The 16250-nt window shown below is 65.1% G+C and carries 14 protein-coding genes; 4 read left to right on the top strand and 10 right to left on the bottom strand.

Annotated elements, in window-relative coordinates; translation table 11 throughout:
- Positions 1–70 precede the first annotated feature (70 nt).
- The 3 genes from gltX to GVM20_RS09530 are packed head-to-tail and all read left to right on the top strand — an operon-like array spanning position 71 to position 3050.
- Complete coding sequence (gene gltX, locus GVM20_RS09540; RefSeq protein WP_166546967.1) at positions 71–1507, top strand: glutamate--tRNA ligase; 1437 nt, start codon at positions 71–73, stop codon at positions 1505–1507.
- A gap of 43 nt (positions 1508–1550) precedes the next feature.
- On the top strand, positions 1551–2837 hold the full coding sequence (locus GVM20_RS09535) for a citrate synthase (RefSeq protein WP_166546966.1): 1287 nt from the start codon (positions 1551–1553) through the stop codon (positions 2835–2837).
- A gap of 15 nt (positions 2838–2852) precedes the next feature.
- A complete protein-coding gene (locus GVM20_RS09530) occupies positions 2853–3050 on the top strand; it encodes a hypothetical protein (protein ID WP_166546965.1) in 198 nt (65 codons plus the stop codon).
- A 23-nt stretch (positions 3051–3073) separates the two neighbouring features.
- On the opposite strand, the gene GVM20_RS09525 is transcribed toward GVM20_RS09530, so the two are convergent.
- The 4 genes from GVM20_RS09525 to GVM20_RS09510 form a co-directional block, all read right to left on the bottom strand.
- Positions 3074–4483 carry a sensor histidine kinase gene (locus GVM20_RS09525; protein ID WP_166546964.1) on the bottom strand — a complete coding sequence of 470 codons (1410 nt, stop codon included), beginning with the start codon at positions 4481–4483 and terminating at the stop codon, positions 3074–3076.
- The gene (locus GVM20_RS09520; RefSeq protein WP_166546963.1) at positions 4483–5403 is read right to left on the bottom strand and encodes a hypothetical protein; all 921 of its coding nucleotides are present in this window, start codon (positions 5401–5403) and stop codon (positions 4483–4485) included. The genes GVM20_RS09525 and GVM20_RS09520 overlap by 1 nt, the downstream gene beginning before the upstream one ends.
- Positions 5404–5460: 57 nt before the next feature.
- Complete coding sequence (locus GVM20_RS09515) at positions 5461–6657, bottom strand: hypothetical protein (protein ID WP_166546962.1); 1197 nt, start codon at positions 6655–6657, stop codon at positions 5461–5463.
- Positions 6658–6770: 113 nt separating this feature from the next.
- A complete protein-coding gene (locus GVM20_RS09510; protein WP_166546961.1) occupies positions 6771–7094 on the bottom strand; it encodes an Hpt domain-containing protein in 324 nt (107 codons plus the stop codon).
- A 70-nt stretch (positions 7095–7164) separates the two neighbouring features.
- Between GVM20_RS09510 and GVM20_RS09505 the strand changes: the two genes are divergently transcribed.
- Positions 7165–9714, top strand: a complete 2550-nt coding sequence (locus GVM20_RS09505) for a coiled-coil domain-containing protein (RefSeq protein WP_166546960.1) — start codon at positions 7165–7167, stop codon at positions 9712–9714.
- Here the strand turns inward: GVM20_RS09505 and GVM20_RS09500 are convergent.
- From GVM20_RS09500 to GVM20_RS09475, 6 genes are read right to left on the bottom strand one after another with little or no spacing between them, the layout of a single operon-like run.
- Complete coding sequence (locus tag GVM20_RS09500) at positions 9711–9992, bottom strand: DUF1467 family protein (RefSeq protein WP_160761037.1); 282 nt, start codon at positions 9990–9992, stop codon at positions 9711–9713. The genes GVM20_RS09505 and GVM20_RS09500 overlap by 4 nt on opposite strands.
- Positions 9992–11647, bottom strand: coding sequence for a ribonuclease J (locus GVM20_RS09495; RefSeq protein WP_199799530.1), 1656 nt, complete (start codon positions 11645–11647; stop codon positions 9992–9994). Before GVM20_RS09495 ends, GVM20_RS09500 begins: the two co-directional genes overlap by 1 nt.
- A 26-nt stretch (positions 11648–11673) precedes the next feature.
- Positions 11674–12468, bottom strand: a complete 795-nt coding sequence (locus GVM20_RS09490; protein WP_166546959.1) for a type III pantothenate kinase — start codon at positions 12466–12468, stop codon at positions 11674–11676.
- A 17-nt stretch (positions 12469–12485) separates the two neighbouring features.
- Entirely contained in the window at positions 12486–13196 is a 711-nt protein-coding gene (locus GVM20_RS09485; RefSeq protein WP_166546958.1) for a biotin--[acetyl-CoA-carboxylase] ligase, read from the bottom strand.
- Positions 13193–14671, bottom strand: coding sequence for an NADH-quinone oxidoreductase subunit NuoN (nuoN, locus tag GVM20_RS09480; protein ID WP_166546957.1), 1479 nt, complete (start codon positions 14669–14671; stop codon positions 13193–13195). The genes GVM20_RS09485 and nuoN overlap by 4 nt, the downstream gene beginning before the upstream one ends.
- Positions 14671–16236, bottom strand: coding sequence for an NADH-quinone oxidoreductase subunit M (locus GVM20_RS09475; RefSeq protein ID WP_166546956.1), 1566 nt, complete (start codon positions 16234–16236; stop codon positions 14671–14673). The genes nuoN and GVM20_RS09475 overlap by 1 nt, the downstream gene beginning before the upstream one ends.
- Between the last annotated feature and the right edge of the window lie 14 nt (positions 16237–16250).

The raw sequence follows: 16250 nt of genomic DNA, 5'->3' as shown, positions 1-16250 counted from the left end.
GCATCGGCTTGTCCCCCGACAGGCCCGGAAGGCGCCCAAGCCGTTCAAATTGAACAGGAAGTCGAAGCCAATGGCAAGCGAAAGCAGCACCCCCCTCGCAAGCGCGCCAGGCGAAGTCGTGACCCGCTTCGCGCCCTCGCCCACCGGGTTCCTGCATATCGGCGGCGCGCGTACCGCGCTGTTCAACTGGCTGTATGCCCGCCACCACGGTGGTCGCACGCTGCTGCGGATCGAGGATACCGACGCCAAGCGTTCCACGCAGGCGGCGATTGATGCGATCATCGACGGGCTCGATTGGCTCGGGCTCGATTACGATGCGCCGCCGGTGTTCCAGTCCGACCGGGCCGAGCGCCATGCCGAGGTCGCGTGGCAACTGCTCAACGCAGGCCACGCTTACAGGTGCTTTGCCACCCCCGAAGAGCTTGAAGCGATGCGCAACGACCAGCGCATGAACAAGCAACCACTGCGCTATGACGGGCGTTGGCGCGACCGCGATCCTGCCGAGGCCCCGGAAGGCGCGCCTTTCACCATCCGCCTCAAGACCCCGACCGAGGGTGAAGTCACCATTCACGATCAGGTGCAGGGTGCTGTGACGGTCAGGAACGAGGAAATCGACGATTACATCATCCTGCGCGCGGACGGGACGCCGACCTATATGCTCGCGGTGGTGGTCGATGATCACGACATGGGCGTGACTCACGTTATCCGCGGTGACGATCACCTCAACAACGCGTTCCGCCAGTTGCCGATCAATCGTGCGATGAACGCTATCGAGGGCAACTGGCCCGATCCGGTCTATGCCCATATCCCGCTGATCCATGGCTCGGACGGGGCCAAGCTCTCCAAACGCCACGGTGCACTGGGCGTTGAGGCCTATCGTGACGAATTCGGCATACTGCCCGAAGCGCTTTTCAATTACCTGCTGCGTTTGGGCTGGGGCCATGGCGACCGCGAGGAAATCACGCGCGATGAGGCCGTCGAACTGTTCGATCTGGCCGGCGTCGGCAAGAGCCCGTCGCGCTTCGACATGAAGAAGCTCGAAAACCTGAACGGCCATTACCTGCGCGAGGCCGAGGATGCCCGCCTTGCCGCGCTGGTAGCGGCGCGCATTGGCGAGACGGCCGACGAAGACCTGCTCGCCCGCGCAATGCCGGTCCTTAAAGTGCGCGCGAAGAACCTCAATGAAGTAGTTGACGGCGCAGCGTTTCTGTTCGCAAAGCGTCCGCTCGCCATGACCGAGAAGGCCGCTGCCCTGCTGGAAGGCGATGCGCCCGCGATCCTGCGCACAATTCACGACCATCTGGCTGCGCAAAACGACTGGACAAGCGAGGCGCTCGAAGCCACTACGAAGGCGCTCGCCGAGGAGCAGGGATTGGGACTTGGCAAGCTGGCGCAGCCGATGCGCGCGGCGCTGACCGGGACGACCACCTCACCCGGTATCTTTGACGTACTGGTCCTCTTGGGCCGGGACGAAGCTCTCGCTCGGCTCGACGCACAGGCTGCGTAGCCGCGCCGCTGCGGGGGCAGAAAACTTGGACAGGAGAAACATCGTGGCAGACAAGCTGGCGAAACTCGAACTCGGGGGCAATACCTTCGACTATTCCGTGCTCGAAGGCAGCACCGGGCCGGATGTGATCGACATCCGCAAGCTCTACGCCCAAACCGGGGCGTTCACCTTCGATCCGGGCTTCACCTCGACCGCCAGCTGCGAAAGCGCGCTGACCTATATCGATGGCGATGAAGGCGTGCTGCTGCACCGCGGCTACCCGATCGGCCAGCTGGCCGAACATTCCAGCTTCATGGAAGTCAGCTACCTGCTGCTCAATGGCGAGTTGCCGAGCAAGGTCGAGCTCGACGATTTCAGCTACACCATCACCCGCCACACCATGCTGCACGAGCAGCTGATGACCTTCTACCGCGGGTTCCGCCGCGATGCGCACCCGATGGCGATTATGTGCGGCGTGGTTGGCGCGCTGTCGGCGTTCTATCACGACAGCACCGACATCTCCGATCCCACGCACCGGACGATCAGCTCGCACCGCTTGATCGCCAAGATGCCAACGATTGCGGCGATGGCGTACAAGTATTCGGTCGGCCAGCCCTTCGTCTATCCTGACAATTCGCTGAGCTACACCGGCAACTTCCTGCGCATGACCTTCGGCGTTCCGGCCGAGCCCTATGTGGTGAACCCAGTGGTGGAGCGTGCGCTTGACCGCATCTTCATCCTTCACGCCGATCACGAACAGAACGCTTCGACCTCGACCGTGCGGCTCGCCGGTTCGTCGGGCGCCAACCCGTTCGCCTGCATCGCGGCGGGCATCGCCTGTCTGTGGGGCCCGGCGCACGGCGGCGCGAATGAAGCCGCGCTCAACATGCTCAAGGAAATCGGCACGCCCGACAAGATCCCGCACTATATCGAGCGCGCGAAGGACAAGAACGATCCGTTCCGCCTGATGGGCTTCGGCCACCGCGTGTACAAGAACTACGACCCGCGCGCGACGGTGATGCAGAAGACCGTGCGTGAGGTGTTCGAGGCGCTGAAGGTCACCGACCCGCTGTTCGAAACCGCACTGCGGCTCGAAGAGATCGCGCTGAACGATCCCTACTTCATCGAGAAGAAGCTGTTCCCGAACGTCGATTTCTATTCGGGCATCATCCTCTCGGCGATCGGCTTCCCGACCACCATGTTCACCGCGCTCTTCGCGCTGGCCCGCACCGTGGGCTGGGTGGCGCAGTGGAACGAAATGATCAGCGATCCCGGCCAGAAAATCGGGCGTCCGCGCCAGCTCTACACCGGCCCGACCGAGCGCGACTACATCTCGCTCGACCAGCGCTAAGGCCCTAACAAACCCATGATGATGCTCCGCGCGGCAGGCATATTCCTGATCGCGATGGGCATCATCTGGGCCTTGCAAGGTGCCGGGCTGCTGGCTTGGCCCGCGGACAGCTTCATGCTGGGTCAGGGCGAGTGGGTTGTGCGGGGTTTTGCGGTGATCGCCGCCGGGGCGGCATTGCTTGCACTCATCACATACCGGCAAGGCAAATCATAAGCGTGCGAATACAGCGCGGCGTTTCAGTCGCGCGGCAGTTCGAGCCGGAACAGCGCTCCGCCGCCCGGTGCGCTCTCCACCGTCAAACTGCCTTCCATCGCCTCGGCCAGTCGGCGCGAGATATAGAGGCCGAGGCCTGACCCTCGATCTCGCCCGCCGTCACTATCGCGGCCCAGACGTTCGCCCTTATCGAAGATGCGCTCGGCCTGTTCGGGCGTGACCCCCGGGCCTTCGTCGGCAACGGTGACAGCCACCCTGCCCTCGCTCACCCCATGCGCCGTGATCGTGACCGTGCTCGCTGCGGGCGAATAGGCGATGGCATTGCCGATCAGGTTGATGAGGATCTGGAGCACCCGCCGGAACTCGGCTGTGGCGACTGCCTCGGCATGGACCCCCTCGGTCACCAGCACGGTGTCGCGGTTGCGCGCGCGCACGCCGAGTATCCCGGCGGCCCGCATGGCCGCATCCGCCAGATCGACCGGCTCCTTCGCCGTGGCAAAGCCGGGGGTCTCGACCACTTCGAGATCGGCGAGATCGTCCAGCATCGCGGAAAGGTGCTGCCCGGCGCTGGCGATGGTGCCGGCATATTCGCTGTATTCGTCCCGCAAGGGCCCGGCGAGCCGCGCGCGGATCGTCTCGGCATTGGCGATGATGCGGGCGACCGGCTGGCGCAACACCGGGGTGAGCGCAGTGCCGACAAGCCGCGTGGGCGACGTTTCGGGTGCGCCGTCCTCAGCCGGATCGGGCTCGGTCGGTGCAGTGAGCGGCTCCTCGGCGATCAGCAGCAATTCGAATCCCGCCGGGTTCTGCACATCCGTCCCCAGCGGGATCAGCCGCACGCGCCAGTGGCGCTGCGATCCGGCAAACCGGCAGGTCGCCCCGTCGAGCAATCGCCAGTGCAACGGCTGTTGGTGGGCGATGCCGATCAATTCGACCAACTCGCTCCACACTATACCGGGCGCGGCCAGAGCGGCGACCTGAAGCGCGGCGGCATCGGGCGCGCGGGCGCTGAGCACCTGGAGGCGCTGGCGGGCATCGAGCCGAGCGCTGACCTCGGCAGTGGCACGGTCAATCGCGTCGATTGTCTCGGCGAATTCGCGGGCACTGGGCGGCGTCAGCGGGCTGCGCTGCCAGTTCTCGACCAGTACTTCGCACCCGCCGCCATCATCATCGCTCAAGGGGTGGATGCGGGCGAAACCGGAAATCTCGGCATCCCCGTCAAAGGCGCTGAAGGCCCGTGCGATCCTGAGTCCCATGCGCCGTGCCTGCTGCACCAGCGCCAGAAGCTCAGGGATCGCCAGGGTGCCGGGCAGATCGCCGCCGCACCGCTCCTGCAATTCCGCGAGCGGCGCATCGGCGCTCAGCAGCCGGTCCCGCGCATCGGTGAGGCCATAGGCGCCCAACAGGCCGTCCGTGCGGTCTATGGTGTTCATCACAGCGCGCCGCCGCCCAGCAGCACGCCCGCGCGGTCGGCCGAAACCCCGCCAAAGCCGCGCGGCAAGCGGCCCGATGGCTCGACCAGCAGCAGCTGACGCTCGATCGCAGCAGGTGACAGTTCGCCCGCCCGCAGCATCAAGGCGAGCCGCAATCCCTGCCCGTCGTGGCAGGCGAGCACCGCGTCTCCGCGCTGTTGGCGTGTGGTGATCGACAGCGCACTGGCGAACAGCGCCAGCCCGGCATGATCCAGCGCCAGCGCCGCCATCGCCCCGCGCCGCATCGCTGCGACCAGTCTCGCCAGCAGGCCGAGCCGCCCAGTCGCCTCGTCATAGCCTGCCTGCAACCGCCCCAGCGCCGCGGTTTCCTGTGCTTCGGTCTGAGCCCTGCCGATCAGGCGGTGGAACAGTTCGGCGGGCAATTCGCCCAGCGGCAGTTCCATCCGGCGCTGGCCTTGGACGAACCGCGATTGCGCCGCGAGCGTGCTCATCGCAAGGCTGGCGATGGCGGGGTCTTCGGAGGCGATTAGCTCCTGCAAGAGCGGGCTCAACACCGGATCGATTGCGTGGCGTTGGTGCAAGCGTTCGGCAATCAGCCCCTCGGCCGCGAGCGCATGGCAGAAGCCGAGCAATGCCTCGTCCGCCATCAGGGTCGCAGCAAGCCGATCGAGCGCGGCTGGATCGGCGGAGGCATGCGCGCGGGTGACCGGATCGCGGCCCGACAATGCGGCCAGCAATTGTGCGGCGAGATCGAAGATCATGCCCCTCACGCGGGCGAGGATCGCCTCGCTCACCAGCGCTTCAGCCTCGCTGCTCAAGAGATGGCGCAGAACGGGGACGACCGCCGCCAGCGCGCGGGCTTCCCGCGCGAGTTCATCCGTGAGGATCGCCTCGACATCAGCGTCGGCGGCCAGGTCCATCGTCTTTTCGCCCATCCTTGCAGGCCATAGCGCCCACATAGTTAAGACGGCGTTAGATCAAACCCGGTCAGGACGCAGCAGCAAAGCGAGGAGTAGCCCCAAGGCGAGACAGGCCAATCCTTCTGGCAAAACGCCAAAGGCGGCGGCAAGCGCCAGCATCAGCAACAGGCTCGCTCGGTCAGCAGCAGGGACAGCCAACATTGCCTCGGACTGGCGCGCGGTGAGGCGGGCGAGACCGACCACCACAGGCCCCAGAACCGCGAGCGGTTGCCATTCGGGCCAGGGCGACAGCGCAAACCATGCCGTGAGCGCCGCCAGCCCGTCCACCGCCGCCGCCAGCACGGCTGGCCCGCGCCCGGGATCGCCCGCCCGCCTGAGCCTTGCGGCCAGCGCGGTATAGTCAATCGCGACCCTCGCGGCGAAGGCCCCCAGCCCCGCCAGCGCCAGCCCCACGGCCGCCGGACCGAAAGCTGCAAACATCACGCCGATCAGCAGCAGCGCCAAAGCCAGCCCGCCTGCCGCAAGCCCGCCCTGTTCAAGGCCCCTCGGAGCCAAGGCGCGCACCAGCATTGCCGCCAGCGTCGCAAGCGGTGCGCGCCAATCCGTCGGCGCGGCGGCATCGGCGATCAGTGCCTGCTCGGCCTCGGCAACCGTGGCTGTGCCATCGGCCAGCAGCCAGCGTTCCGGCACCAGCTCGCGCGCGGCGAGATCGCGGCACAGGGTTCCTGCCTGCAAGGCGAGCCGCAGCAACAGTGAGACGGCGTCGGCATCATCCGGAAAATCCGCCAATTGCTGCACCGGCGCGCCGCGCATCACCAGCACGCCCGCCCAGTGGCGCGCGGCATCAATCCGCTCGAAATCATCGGGGTAAGCGGCGGCGAGCGCGTGATCCGCCGGGATCGCTGCGATCACCCTCTGGAGCCCCACGTCTCCCCCGAGCACTGCCTGCACGACCGCTGGATCGGGCACCAGACCATCGCGCAGGATGATGAGATCATCCTCTGCCCGCACCAATGCAGGCAGAGCGGCGAAGTTTGGCAATGCATGAAACGCTGCCCCGTCTGCCTCGATCCGGTGCTGCAATTGCAGCACTTCGTCAGTGTTGGTCTCGGTCAGGCACAGCACCCGCTCGGCGCCCAGGGATTGCAGCAGATCCGCCTGCCAGGCCAGAACGCTGCGCCCGGCGAGTGAGAGTTCCGCGCGCAGTCCACCATCCGCGCTGCGCCGGAGTGCTGCGATGAGGCCGATGCGCATTCCAAACCCCCTTCCCTCGATCCGCCAGCAGGCGACCAAGGATTGGCGGTTTCAGAGCGGAGGTTCAAGCGGCACTGCGCGGTTTGCCCCGACGCAGCGCACGGCGCGGCGAATCAGAAGCGGATGTTGCGATTCTGCGCGCGGTTGAAGCGTGCGAGCACAGCCTCAATCTCGCGGATTGCCATCGGCTCGCCCGGCGCGGCGTGGAGCGCGATTTCAGCGGCCTGGAGCAGGTCTTCGGCGTGAAAGCTGGCAGCAAGGCCCTTCAGCCGCATCGCTGCGACATGCCAATTGCCATCACAGCGCGCGCGCTTGAGCAGATCGAGCTGCTTGGCCGCACTTTCGAGGAAAGCCGCGCGCAGCTCACGCAGCAAGGCGGCATCGTCGCCGGCCGCTGCCGCAAGGGTCGCATCAAGAGCACCGTGATTGAAAGCCATGACAGGCACATAGGCCGAATTGGGTTAATGCGGGGTTTATCCCGATTCCGGCTGTGGTATGAGGTGGCTTATGGCAGGACGGCACCAGATGCGCGCGTTGGGGCGCAAGAGCGGCGATGACGGCGCAGACGACATGGCTTTTGCAGAAGCCGATGGGCAGGATGGGGCATTCGACGCTATGCTCGATCTGTCCGAAACCTGGGCCGAGGATGATGAGGTAGCGGTCTCCCCCGCCCGATCCGGCTGGCTCGCGCCAAGCCTTGCGGTGCTGGTGATTGCGGGATGGAGCGGGTTTTTCGTCTCGGCTCACCTGGCTGACATTCGTGGCGGGGCCTTGCCTGCGCAGTGGGCTGGCTGGATCGTCGAATGGGCTGTGCCGGTTGCCTTGGTGGGTATCGTGTGGCTGCTCGCGATGCGCTCCTCACATGCTGAAGGCCGACGCTTTGCCGCAACCGCCGCGCTGATGAACCGCGAGGGCGCCGCTCTCGAAGCGCGGCTGAAGTTCGTGAACCGCGAATTGAGCCTGGCGCGTGAATTTCTGGCCGCCGAAGCCCGCGATCTTGAGGCGCTTGGCCGAATCGCGGCGGAACGCTTGTCCACCCATGCCGGCGAATTGCAGGCGCTGATCACCACCAATGGCGCACAGGTCGAGGCGATTGGCACCACCAGCGAAACCGCGCTGGGCAACATGAACCGGCTGCGCGACGATCTGCCCGTGATTGCCAATGCCGCGCGCGATGTCGCCAATCAGATTGGCGGCGCGGGCCGCGTCGCCGAAGATCAGTTGGCGCGGCTCACCGGCGGGTTTGACCGGCTCGGTTTCGCCGGGGCCGAAAGTGAGGCGCAGGTCACACGCCTGACCGCGCAAGTCGGCGATACGCTCGGCCAGTATGAGGCCCAGCTGACCCGGATCGAAGCGATTGTCACGAAGCGCTTTGCGGCCTTGCAGACAGAGGCTGAGGCCTATCGCACCCGCATCGCGGCGCTTGAGGAAGAAGCGCTGGCGGCACATGGCGAGCGGGCGCAGGCCATCGCAAGCCAAAGCGAAGCGCTCGCCAATCGGCTGCGCGAAGCGGGAGAGACCGCGCGCGCCAGCTATGCCGCCGCGATTGCCGCGCTGCACGAGACGCTGGTGGAGAAACTCAATCTGGTCGACCAGCTCGACCGCAATTCTGCCACCGTTGCGAACGAGCGGATCGCCAAGCTCCGTGAGGAAGCGGTGCAGTTCGATGAGCAGCTGGCGACACGCAACCGCCAGTTCGACGAGCTGATCGAACAGCGGCAGGCGGCCTTTGAAACCCATGAAGCGCAGGCAAGCGAAGTGTTGGCCCAGCGGCTGGCGGCGCTCGACGATGCGCTCGCCCAGCGGCGCGAGGCGCAGGTCGCCGAGATCGAAAAGCTGGTCGTCCAGGGTGAAGCGATGACCGAGCGGGTCGCAGAACTCGGACGGGTCTTGGCCGAGATCGACCAGACAAGCGTAGCTGCCCGCGAAAGCCTTGGTGCGGGCCTTGACACGCTGGCCCAACAGCTTGGCGAGAAGCGCGCTGTGATCTCTGCTACCGAAGCGCATTTGATGCAATTGACCGATAGCAGCGTGCGCTTGCTGGAGATTTTGCAATCCGGCGCTCGCACGTGCCGCGAAGACCTCAACACCGCGATCAACGGGGCCAACATCGCTCTGGAAGGGGTCGAAGCGCGGGCCGACAAGGTCGAGGCGCTGATGCTGCGCAGCACGCAGGCGGGCAGCGACCTGTCGGACTATCTGCTGCGCACCCGCGCGGAGATCGAGACGGCGGAAACGGCAATTGCCGGGTTCAAGTCCCATCTGGCCGAAGAAACAGAAGACGCCCTCGCCCGGTTGCAGGGTCTGCGCGGCGGGTTCGCGCGGCTGGCCGAGGAAAGCGGCACGCTGGCGGTCGAGACGCAGGACAGCCTGCGCGCATCGCTTTCGGCGCTGGAAACCGCGATCACCCGCGCCTTCGCCACCCTTGATGAAGGCGCGCGCGAGAAGATGCTGGCCTTGGCGAACAATCTCGGCGGCGAAGCGGTTGAGGTGCTCGAACGCGCGCTGCGCAATGAGGCCGCTGCGACGCTCGGCAAGCTTGAACAGTCAGCCGCTCATGCCTCGGGAGTGGGGCGCGAGGCGGCGATCCAGCTGCGCGATCAGTTGGTGAAGGTGAACGAGCTCACCGGCAATCTCGAACAGCGGGTGATGCACGCCCGTGAACTTGCAGAGGAGCAGGTCAATAACGACTTCGCCCGGCGCATGGCGCTGATCACCGACAGCCTCAATTCAGCCGCGATTGACATCACCGGAGCCTTGGCTGACGAAGTGGCCGACACGGCGTGGGAAGCCTATCTCAAGGGTGACCGGGGCATCTTCACCCGCCGCGCCGTGCGGCTGATCGACAATGGCACTGCCAAGGATATCGCGGCGCTCTACAGCGCCGACGACACGTTCAAAGCCAATGTCAGCCGCTACATCCACGACTTCGAAGCGATGCTGCGCCAGACCCTCTCGACCCGCGATGGTCACGTCCTGAGCGTGACGATGCTGGGTTCGGACATGGGCAAGCTCTACGTGGCGCTGGCCCAGGCGATCCAGCGGTTCCGGACTTAGTCGGCTGCCGAGGGCGGCTTGGGCAGAAAGTCGATATCGGCCGCAGTGATCCACCCATAGGTATAGTTGGCGACGAATAACGCGGTCGCCACCGCCGCCACTATGGATGCGCGCGCGGCGACCTTGCCCGGCTGGAAGTTGACCGGCGCGCTGTCTGCCTGCCCCGGCACCTTTTCGATCCCCGCCTCGTCCGCCGTTTTCACGCCGAACGGCAGCATCATGAAGCCGCTCATCACGAAGAACAGGAAGTAGATCGCCGCAATCGAGGTGATCTGCATCAGGCCGCCGCCCCCGGCATCACTACCCGCACCTGCGGCTTCTTACCCGACCAGCGCTGCGCCGCACGGCGCGCCGCAAGGCGCGCAGCCTCTCGGATCACGGCCATATCGCGCGCGTCCTTGCCCTTGAGGCGATTGATCGCGGTCAGCACATCGCCCGCAGCTTCCTCAAGGAAGTCGGGCAAATCCTCGTCGAGCGGCAAGCCGATCGCCTCGATCACCGGCTTTGCCCCGCGCGCCAGCACCACGATCAGCACACCATCACCCGAAATGCGGCGGCGCATGGTGATGGCATCGCCGTCAGCCGCGGTGATGATATCGCCATCCAGAACCAGACGCCCGGCACGCACTTCGGCGAGTTTGCCCGGCTTGCCGGGGGCGAGGCGGACCAGATCGCCGTTCTTCTGCACCACCTGATGCGGGATACCCGCAGCCTTGCCGACCCGCGCCTGCTCGGCCATGTGGCGGATTTCACCGTGGACCGGCACGAGGATTTCGGGCTTCAGCCAGCTGTAGAGCGCTTCCAGCTCCGGCCGCCCCGGGTGGCCCGAGACGTGGATCAGCGCCTGACGGTCGGTCACCATCTGGATTCCGCGCGCGGCGAGCTGGTTCTGGATCTTGCCAATCGGGATTTCGTTGCCGGGGATCTGGCGTGAGGAAAACAGGACGACATCACCGGCGACCAGCTCAATCGGATGGTTCATGTCCGCCATCCGGCCTAACGCGGCGCGGGGCTCGCCCTGCCCACCGGTGGCGATGATCAGCACCTCGCCGCGCGGGAGGCCCATCGCCGTCTCGAAGCTGATCGGGGTCGGGAAGTCCTCAAGATAGCCATTGTCCTGCGCCACCTCAATAATCCGGTCGAGCGAGCGGCCGGCAACACACAGCTTCCGCCCCGTCTCAATCGCGACTTCGCCAAGGGTTTGCAGGCGGGCAACATTGCTGGCGAAGGTGGTCACGACGACGCGCTTGCCCTTGTGGCGCGCGACTTCCTCCATCAGCGCACTATGGACCGCGCCTTCCGAGCCGGAGGGGTTGGGATTGAACACATTGGTCGAATCGCACACCAGCGCGAGCACGCCTTCCTCACCGATTTCGCGCAGTTCTTCCTCGGTGGTCGGCTCGCCGATGATCGGATCGTCATCAAGCTTCCAGTCGCCGGTGTGAAAGATGCGCCCATGCGGCGTGTCGATCAGCAGCGCGTTGCCCTCGGCAATCGAGTGCGCCAGCGGGAGGTAGGTGATGGTGAAGGGGCCAAGCTCGATCTCACCGCGATCTTCCTCGATGATGATAATCTCGACCTTGCCGAGCAGCCCCGCTTCTTCCAGCTTGCGCGCCACCAGATCGGCCGTGAACGGCGTGGCATAGAGCGGCACGCCCAGCTCGCCAGCGAAATAGGGCACCGCGCCGATATGATCCTCGTGCGCGTGGGTGAGAACGATACCGATCAGGTCCTTGCGGCGCTCCTCGATAAAATCGAGATCGGCGAAGACCAGCTCGACGCCGGGATATTCATTGCCCGAAAAGGTCATGCCGAGATCGACCATGATCCACTTGCCCTGACAGCCGTAGAGATTGACGTTCATGCCAATCTCTCCGGACCCGCCAAGCGCGAGAAACAGGAGTTCGTCTTCGGGGGTAAAATCTTTCTTCAATGTGTTTCCGGTTCTGTGAGAGAGGATCAGGCGGCTTCTGCCTGCCTGGCAAGTATGGCGAGGCCGTCCAGTGTAAGGTCGGCATCAACGTGGTCGAAAATTTCGGTGGCGTCGTCGAACAATATGGCGAGCCCGCCGGTGGCTACAACCTTTGCGGGGCGGCCGATCTCGGCCTTCATCTTGGCGACCATGCCCTCCATCATCGCGACATAGCCCCAGAAGACGCCGATCAGCATCTGGTCTTCGGTGTTGCGGCCAATGACGCTGCGGGTGGACGGCGCGCGGATCGCGATGCGCGGCAGCTTGGCGGTCTTGCCGACCAGCGCGTCCAATGACAGGTTGATCCCAGGCGCGATCGAGCCGCCCTTGTAGGCGCCGGTGAAATCGACCGCTTCGAACTTGGTGGCGGTGCCGAAGTCGACGATGATAAGGTCGCCGCCATATTTGTGGTGCGCGGCAAGAATGTTGAGTGCGCGGTCAGCGCCGAGCGACGAGGGTTGGTCGACATCGATCTCAAAGCGCCAACGCGCTGTTCCCTGCCCGGCGAACAGCGGCGTGATGCCGAAATACTTTTCGCACAATACGGTGAGGTTGTGGTCGGCGCGCGGGACGACCGAGGCGACGATGATCTGGGTGATGTCCGAGCGTTCGAACCCCTCGATCTTCAGCAGTTGGAGCAGCCACACCGCATATTCATCGCCCGTCCGGCGCGGGTCGGTGGCGATGCGCCAGCGTGCACGAATGTGGTGCGTGCCGTCCTCCCCATAGGTGAACAGGGCGAAGACGACATTGGTGTTCCCGACATCGGCGGCGAGCAGCATCTCTGGCAGTCCTTAACTTACGAAATGTCGCCTGCGCGAATGACACGTTCGCTGCCATCCGCCAAGCGTAGCCGCAAAGCGCCGTCGCTTTCCTCAAGGCCAGCAAAGGAGCCCGACAGCACTGAGCCATCGGTATCGTGGACAGTTACGGGAGATCCCTGCGCATGGATGGAGCGGCTGAGGAAGGCGTGGAGTGTCGCGCCAAGGCCGTAGGTGCGCCAACTTTCCAGCCTGCGATCGAAGGCGGCGGCGAGGCTGGCCGCGAAATCTTCCAGCGGCGGCGGCGGGATCACATCCGCGAGTGCGGCGGTCTTGCGGTCAGGCAGGTCAGGCGCACGGGCGAGGTTCACCCCGATCCCGACGACAATGTGCCCGCGCACCATCTCCAAGAGGATGCCGGACAGCTTGCCGCCATCCAGCAGGACATCATTGGGCCATTTGAGCGCCAGCGCAGTATCGTCGGGCAATGCGGCAGCAGCCGCGTCACTAACGGCCAGCGCCGCGACGAAGCTGAGGCTGGCAGGCGGCGGACCGCCCTCCGCCAGCATCACTACGGTGGAGCCCATGAAATTGCCCGCGCCGTCAAACCATTCGCGCCCTTGCCGCCCGCGTCCCGCGGTCTGGCGGCGGGCGACCAGCCAGCGCCCCTCGGCCCAGCCCTCACCCGCACGCAAGGCTGCGGCGAGGTCGGCGTTGGTCGAGCCGGTCTGTTCGGCGAAGGCGATCAAACCGTAAGGAACAGCGAGGCCGCAGCCTTGTCAGCCAGATCGGTCAGCGACGGGGTCAACAGATAGCCCAAGGGCGAGACGATCAATGCCGTCAGCCCCAGCAGCACCCAATGCGCCGCACCGCTCTTGCCAGTGGCCACGCCTGCGGGTTCATCGAAGAACATCACCTTGACGAACTTGATGTAGTAGAACGCGCCGATCACACTCGCCGCGATGGCGATCGCGCCGAATGCCACCAGCCCGGCCTCAATGGTCGCCTGGAACACCACGAACTTGCTGTAGAAGCCGAGCAGCGGCGGAATGCCCGCGAGGCTGAACATGAACAGGAGCAGCGCCCACGCAATCGCAGGCTGGGTCACGGAAAGCCCGCGGATGTCGGCAAAGGTTTCGAACAGCGCGCCATCCTCGCCGCGCAGCATCAGCAGCGCGACAAAGCTGCCAAGGCTCATGGCGACATAGATGAACAGGTAAACGAGCATGGCGCTCGCCCCGTCGGCATTGGCTACGGCGAGGCCGAGCAGGATGAAGCCGATATTGTTGATCGAGGAATAGGCGAGCAACCGCTTCAGGTTCTCCTGCCCGATCGCTCCCAATGCGCCGAAGATGATCGAGGCGAGCGCCATGAACATCACGATCTGCTGCCACGCGGCGACTTGCCCGCCGAACACTTCGAACACCACCCGCGCGGTGAGCGCGACGGCGGCAACCTTGGGTGCCGTGGCAAAGAAGGCGGTAACCGGCGTCGGCGCGCCTTCGTAGACGTCGGGCGTCCACATGTGGAACGGCACGGCAGAGATCTTGAACGCAAGGCCGGAGAGCACGAAGATCACCCCGAACAGCGCGCCGTAACCCATCTCGCCCGTCAGGCCTGCACGGACAGCGGTGAAGGACGTGCCGCCGGTGAACCCGTAAAGCAGGCTCATCCCGTAAAGCAGGATGCCCGAGGCAAGCGCCCCCAGCACGAAATACTTGAGGCCCGCTTCGCCCGACCGCGGATCGCGCCGCAGGATCGCGGCGAGCACATAGGCTGACAGACTGTTGAGCTCGAGCCCGAGGTACAGGCTCATGAAATCATTGGCCGAGACCATGATGCTCATGCCGACGGCTGCGAACAGGATCAGCACCGGGTATTCCGCGCGCATCCCGCGCTCGGTGCCCGCCGAGGGGCCATCGAAGAACGCCGGCGCGATCATCAGCGCACCGATGGCGGCGAGGTAGATCAGCGCCTTGGCAAACAGCGCGAAGCTATCGACTTTGATCAACCCGCCGAACGCCAGCGTGGCGGGGCCATCGACCCCGAAATGCAGCCCCGGCACGAGCAGGAACCCGGCCGCGAAAAATGCAGCAACGGCAGCGATGGCGATCAGGCGCGCGGCCTTGTCTCCGCCCCAGGCTGCGACCAGCAGCAGCGTGAGCCCGGCTGCAATCAGCACCAGCTCGGGCATCACAAGCGCGAAAGAAGCAGCGAATTCCATCAGTGCGCGCCCTCCTTGGCGCTCGAAGTCTCGGAGCCCTCATGATGTGGCATCGCATTGGCAGCCGCCGCGCGCGGGGCGCCGGGGGCCAGCTTCGCATCACCCGCCGGGGCCGCCGCCGCAAGCCGTGCATCGAGGACGGCGATGTCGGCGCGCATCGGCGCAAGGAAGCTTTCGGGATAGACGCCCATCCACATCACCGCCGCCGCAATCGGGGCCATCATGACCCACTCGCGCGCCGAAATGTCGCGCATCGCGGCGGCGTCTGCATTCACCTGTCCGCCAAATGCGACGCGGCGATAGAGGTAAAGCATGTAAGCCGCACCCAGAATGATGCCGGTGGTGCAGATCAGCGCCACGAGGCTCGAGGTCTGGTAGATGCCCGCCAGCGAGAGGAACTCGCCGACGAAACCGCTGGTGCCCGGCAGGCCGATGCTCGCCATGGTGAACAGCAGGAAGAACAGCGCGTAATAGGGCATGTTGATCGCCAGCCCGCCGTAACGCGCAATCTCGCGGGTGTGCAGGCGGTCATAGATCACACCCACGCACAGGAACAGCGCGCCCGATACGAGGCCGTGTGAGAGCATGACGATCATCGCGCCCTCCAGCCCCTGCACGTTGAAGGCGAACAGTCCGACCGTGACAATCGCCATGTGCGCGACCGAGGAATAGGCGATCAGCTTCTTCATGTCGGTCTGCACCAGCGCAACCAGCGAGGTATAGACCACCGCGATCATCGACAGGGCGAACACCAGCCAAGCGAACTGCGCCGATGCCTCGGGGAACATCGGCAGGCTGAAGCGGATGAAGCCGTATCCGCCCAGCTTCAGCAGCACGCCGGCAAGGATGACCGAACCTGCGGTCGGCGCCTGCACGTGGGCATCGGGCAGCCAGGTGTGGAGCGGCCACATCGGCACCTTCACCGCAAAGCTGGCGAAGAAGGCCAGCCAGAGCCACGTCTGCGCGCTGGTCGGGAAGCTGTACTGCATCAGCGTCGGGATGTCGGAGGTGCCCGCTTCGGCCACCATCCAGAACATCGCGATCAGCATCAGCACTGATCCGAACAGCGTGTAGAGGAAGAACTTGTAGCTCGCGTAAATGCGGTTGTCCCCGCCCCACACCCCGATGATCAGGTACATCGGGATCAGGCCCGCCTCGAAGAAGACGTAGAACAGGAAGAGGTCCTGCGCCGCGAAAGTGCCGATCATCAGCACTTCCATGAACAGGAAGGCCGCCATGTATTCGCCGACGCGCTTTTGCACCGATTCCCAGCTTGCCAGAATGCAGACCGGCATCAGGAAGACGCTGAGCATGATCAGCATCAGCGCAATCCCGTCGATCCCGAGTGCATAGCTGAAGCCTGCGAAAAGCTCAGCCCGCTCGGTGAACTGCCACTGCGGGCCGCCGATCTGGTAATTCGACCACAGCACGACGCCGAGCACGAAGGTGACAAGCGTCGCGCCGAGCGCGATCCAGCGGGCCGCAGTCGCGCCCGCAAACAGGCACGCCGCAGCACCCGCCAGCGGCGCGAGCATCATCAGCGACAGGATGGGAAGGCCTTCCATTACGAAGCGCGCTC

Origin of the sequence: Porphyrobacter sp. SLTP, assembly GCF_009905735.1 — a bacterium.
In the GTDB taxonomy this organism is placed as follows: domain Bacteria; phylum Pseudomonadota; class Alphaproteobacteria; order Sphingomonadales; family Sphingomonadaceae; genus Erythrobacter.
The sequence above is the reverse complement of the archived record's forward strand: the minus strand, read 5'-3'. Positions and strand labels throughout refer to the sequence as shown.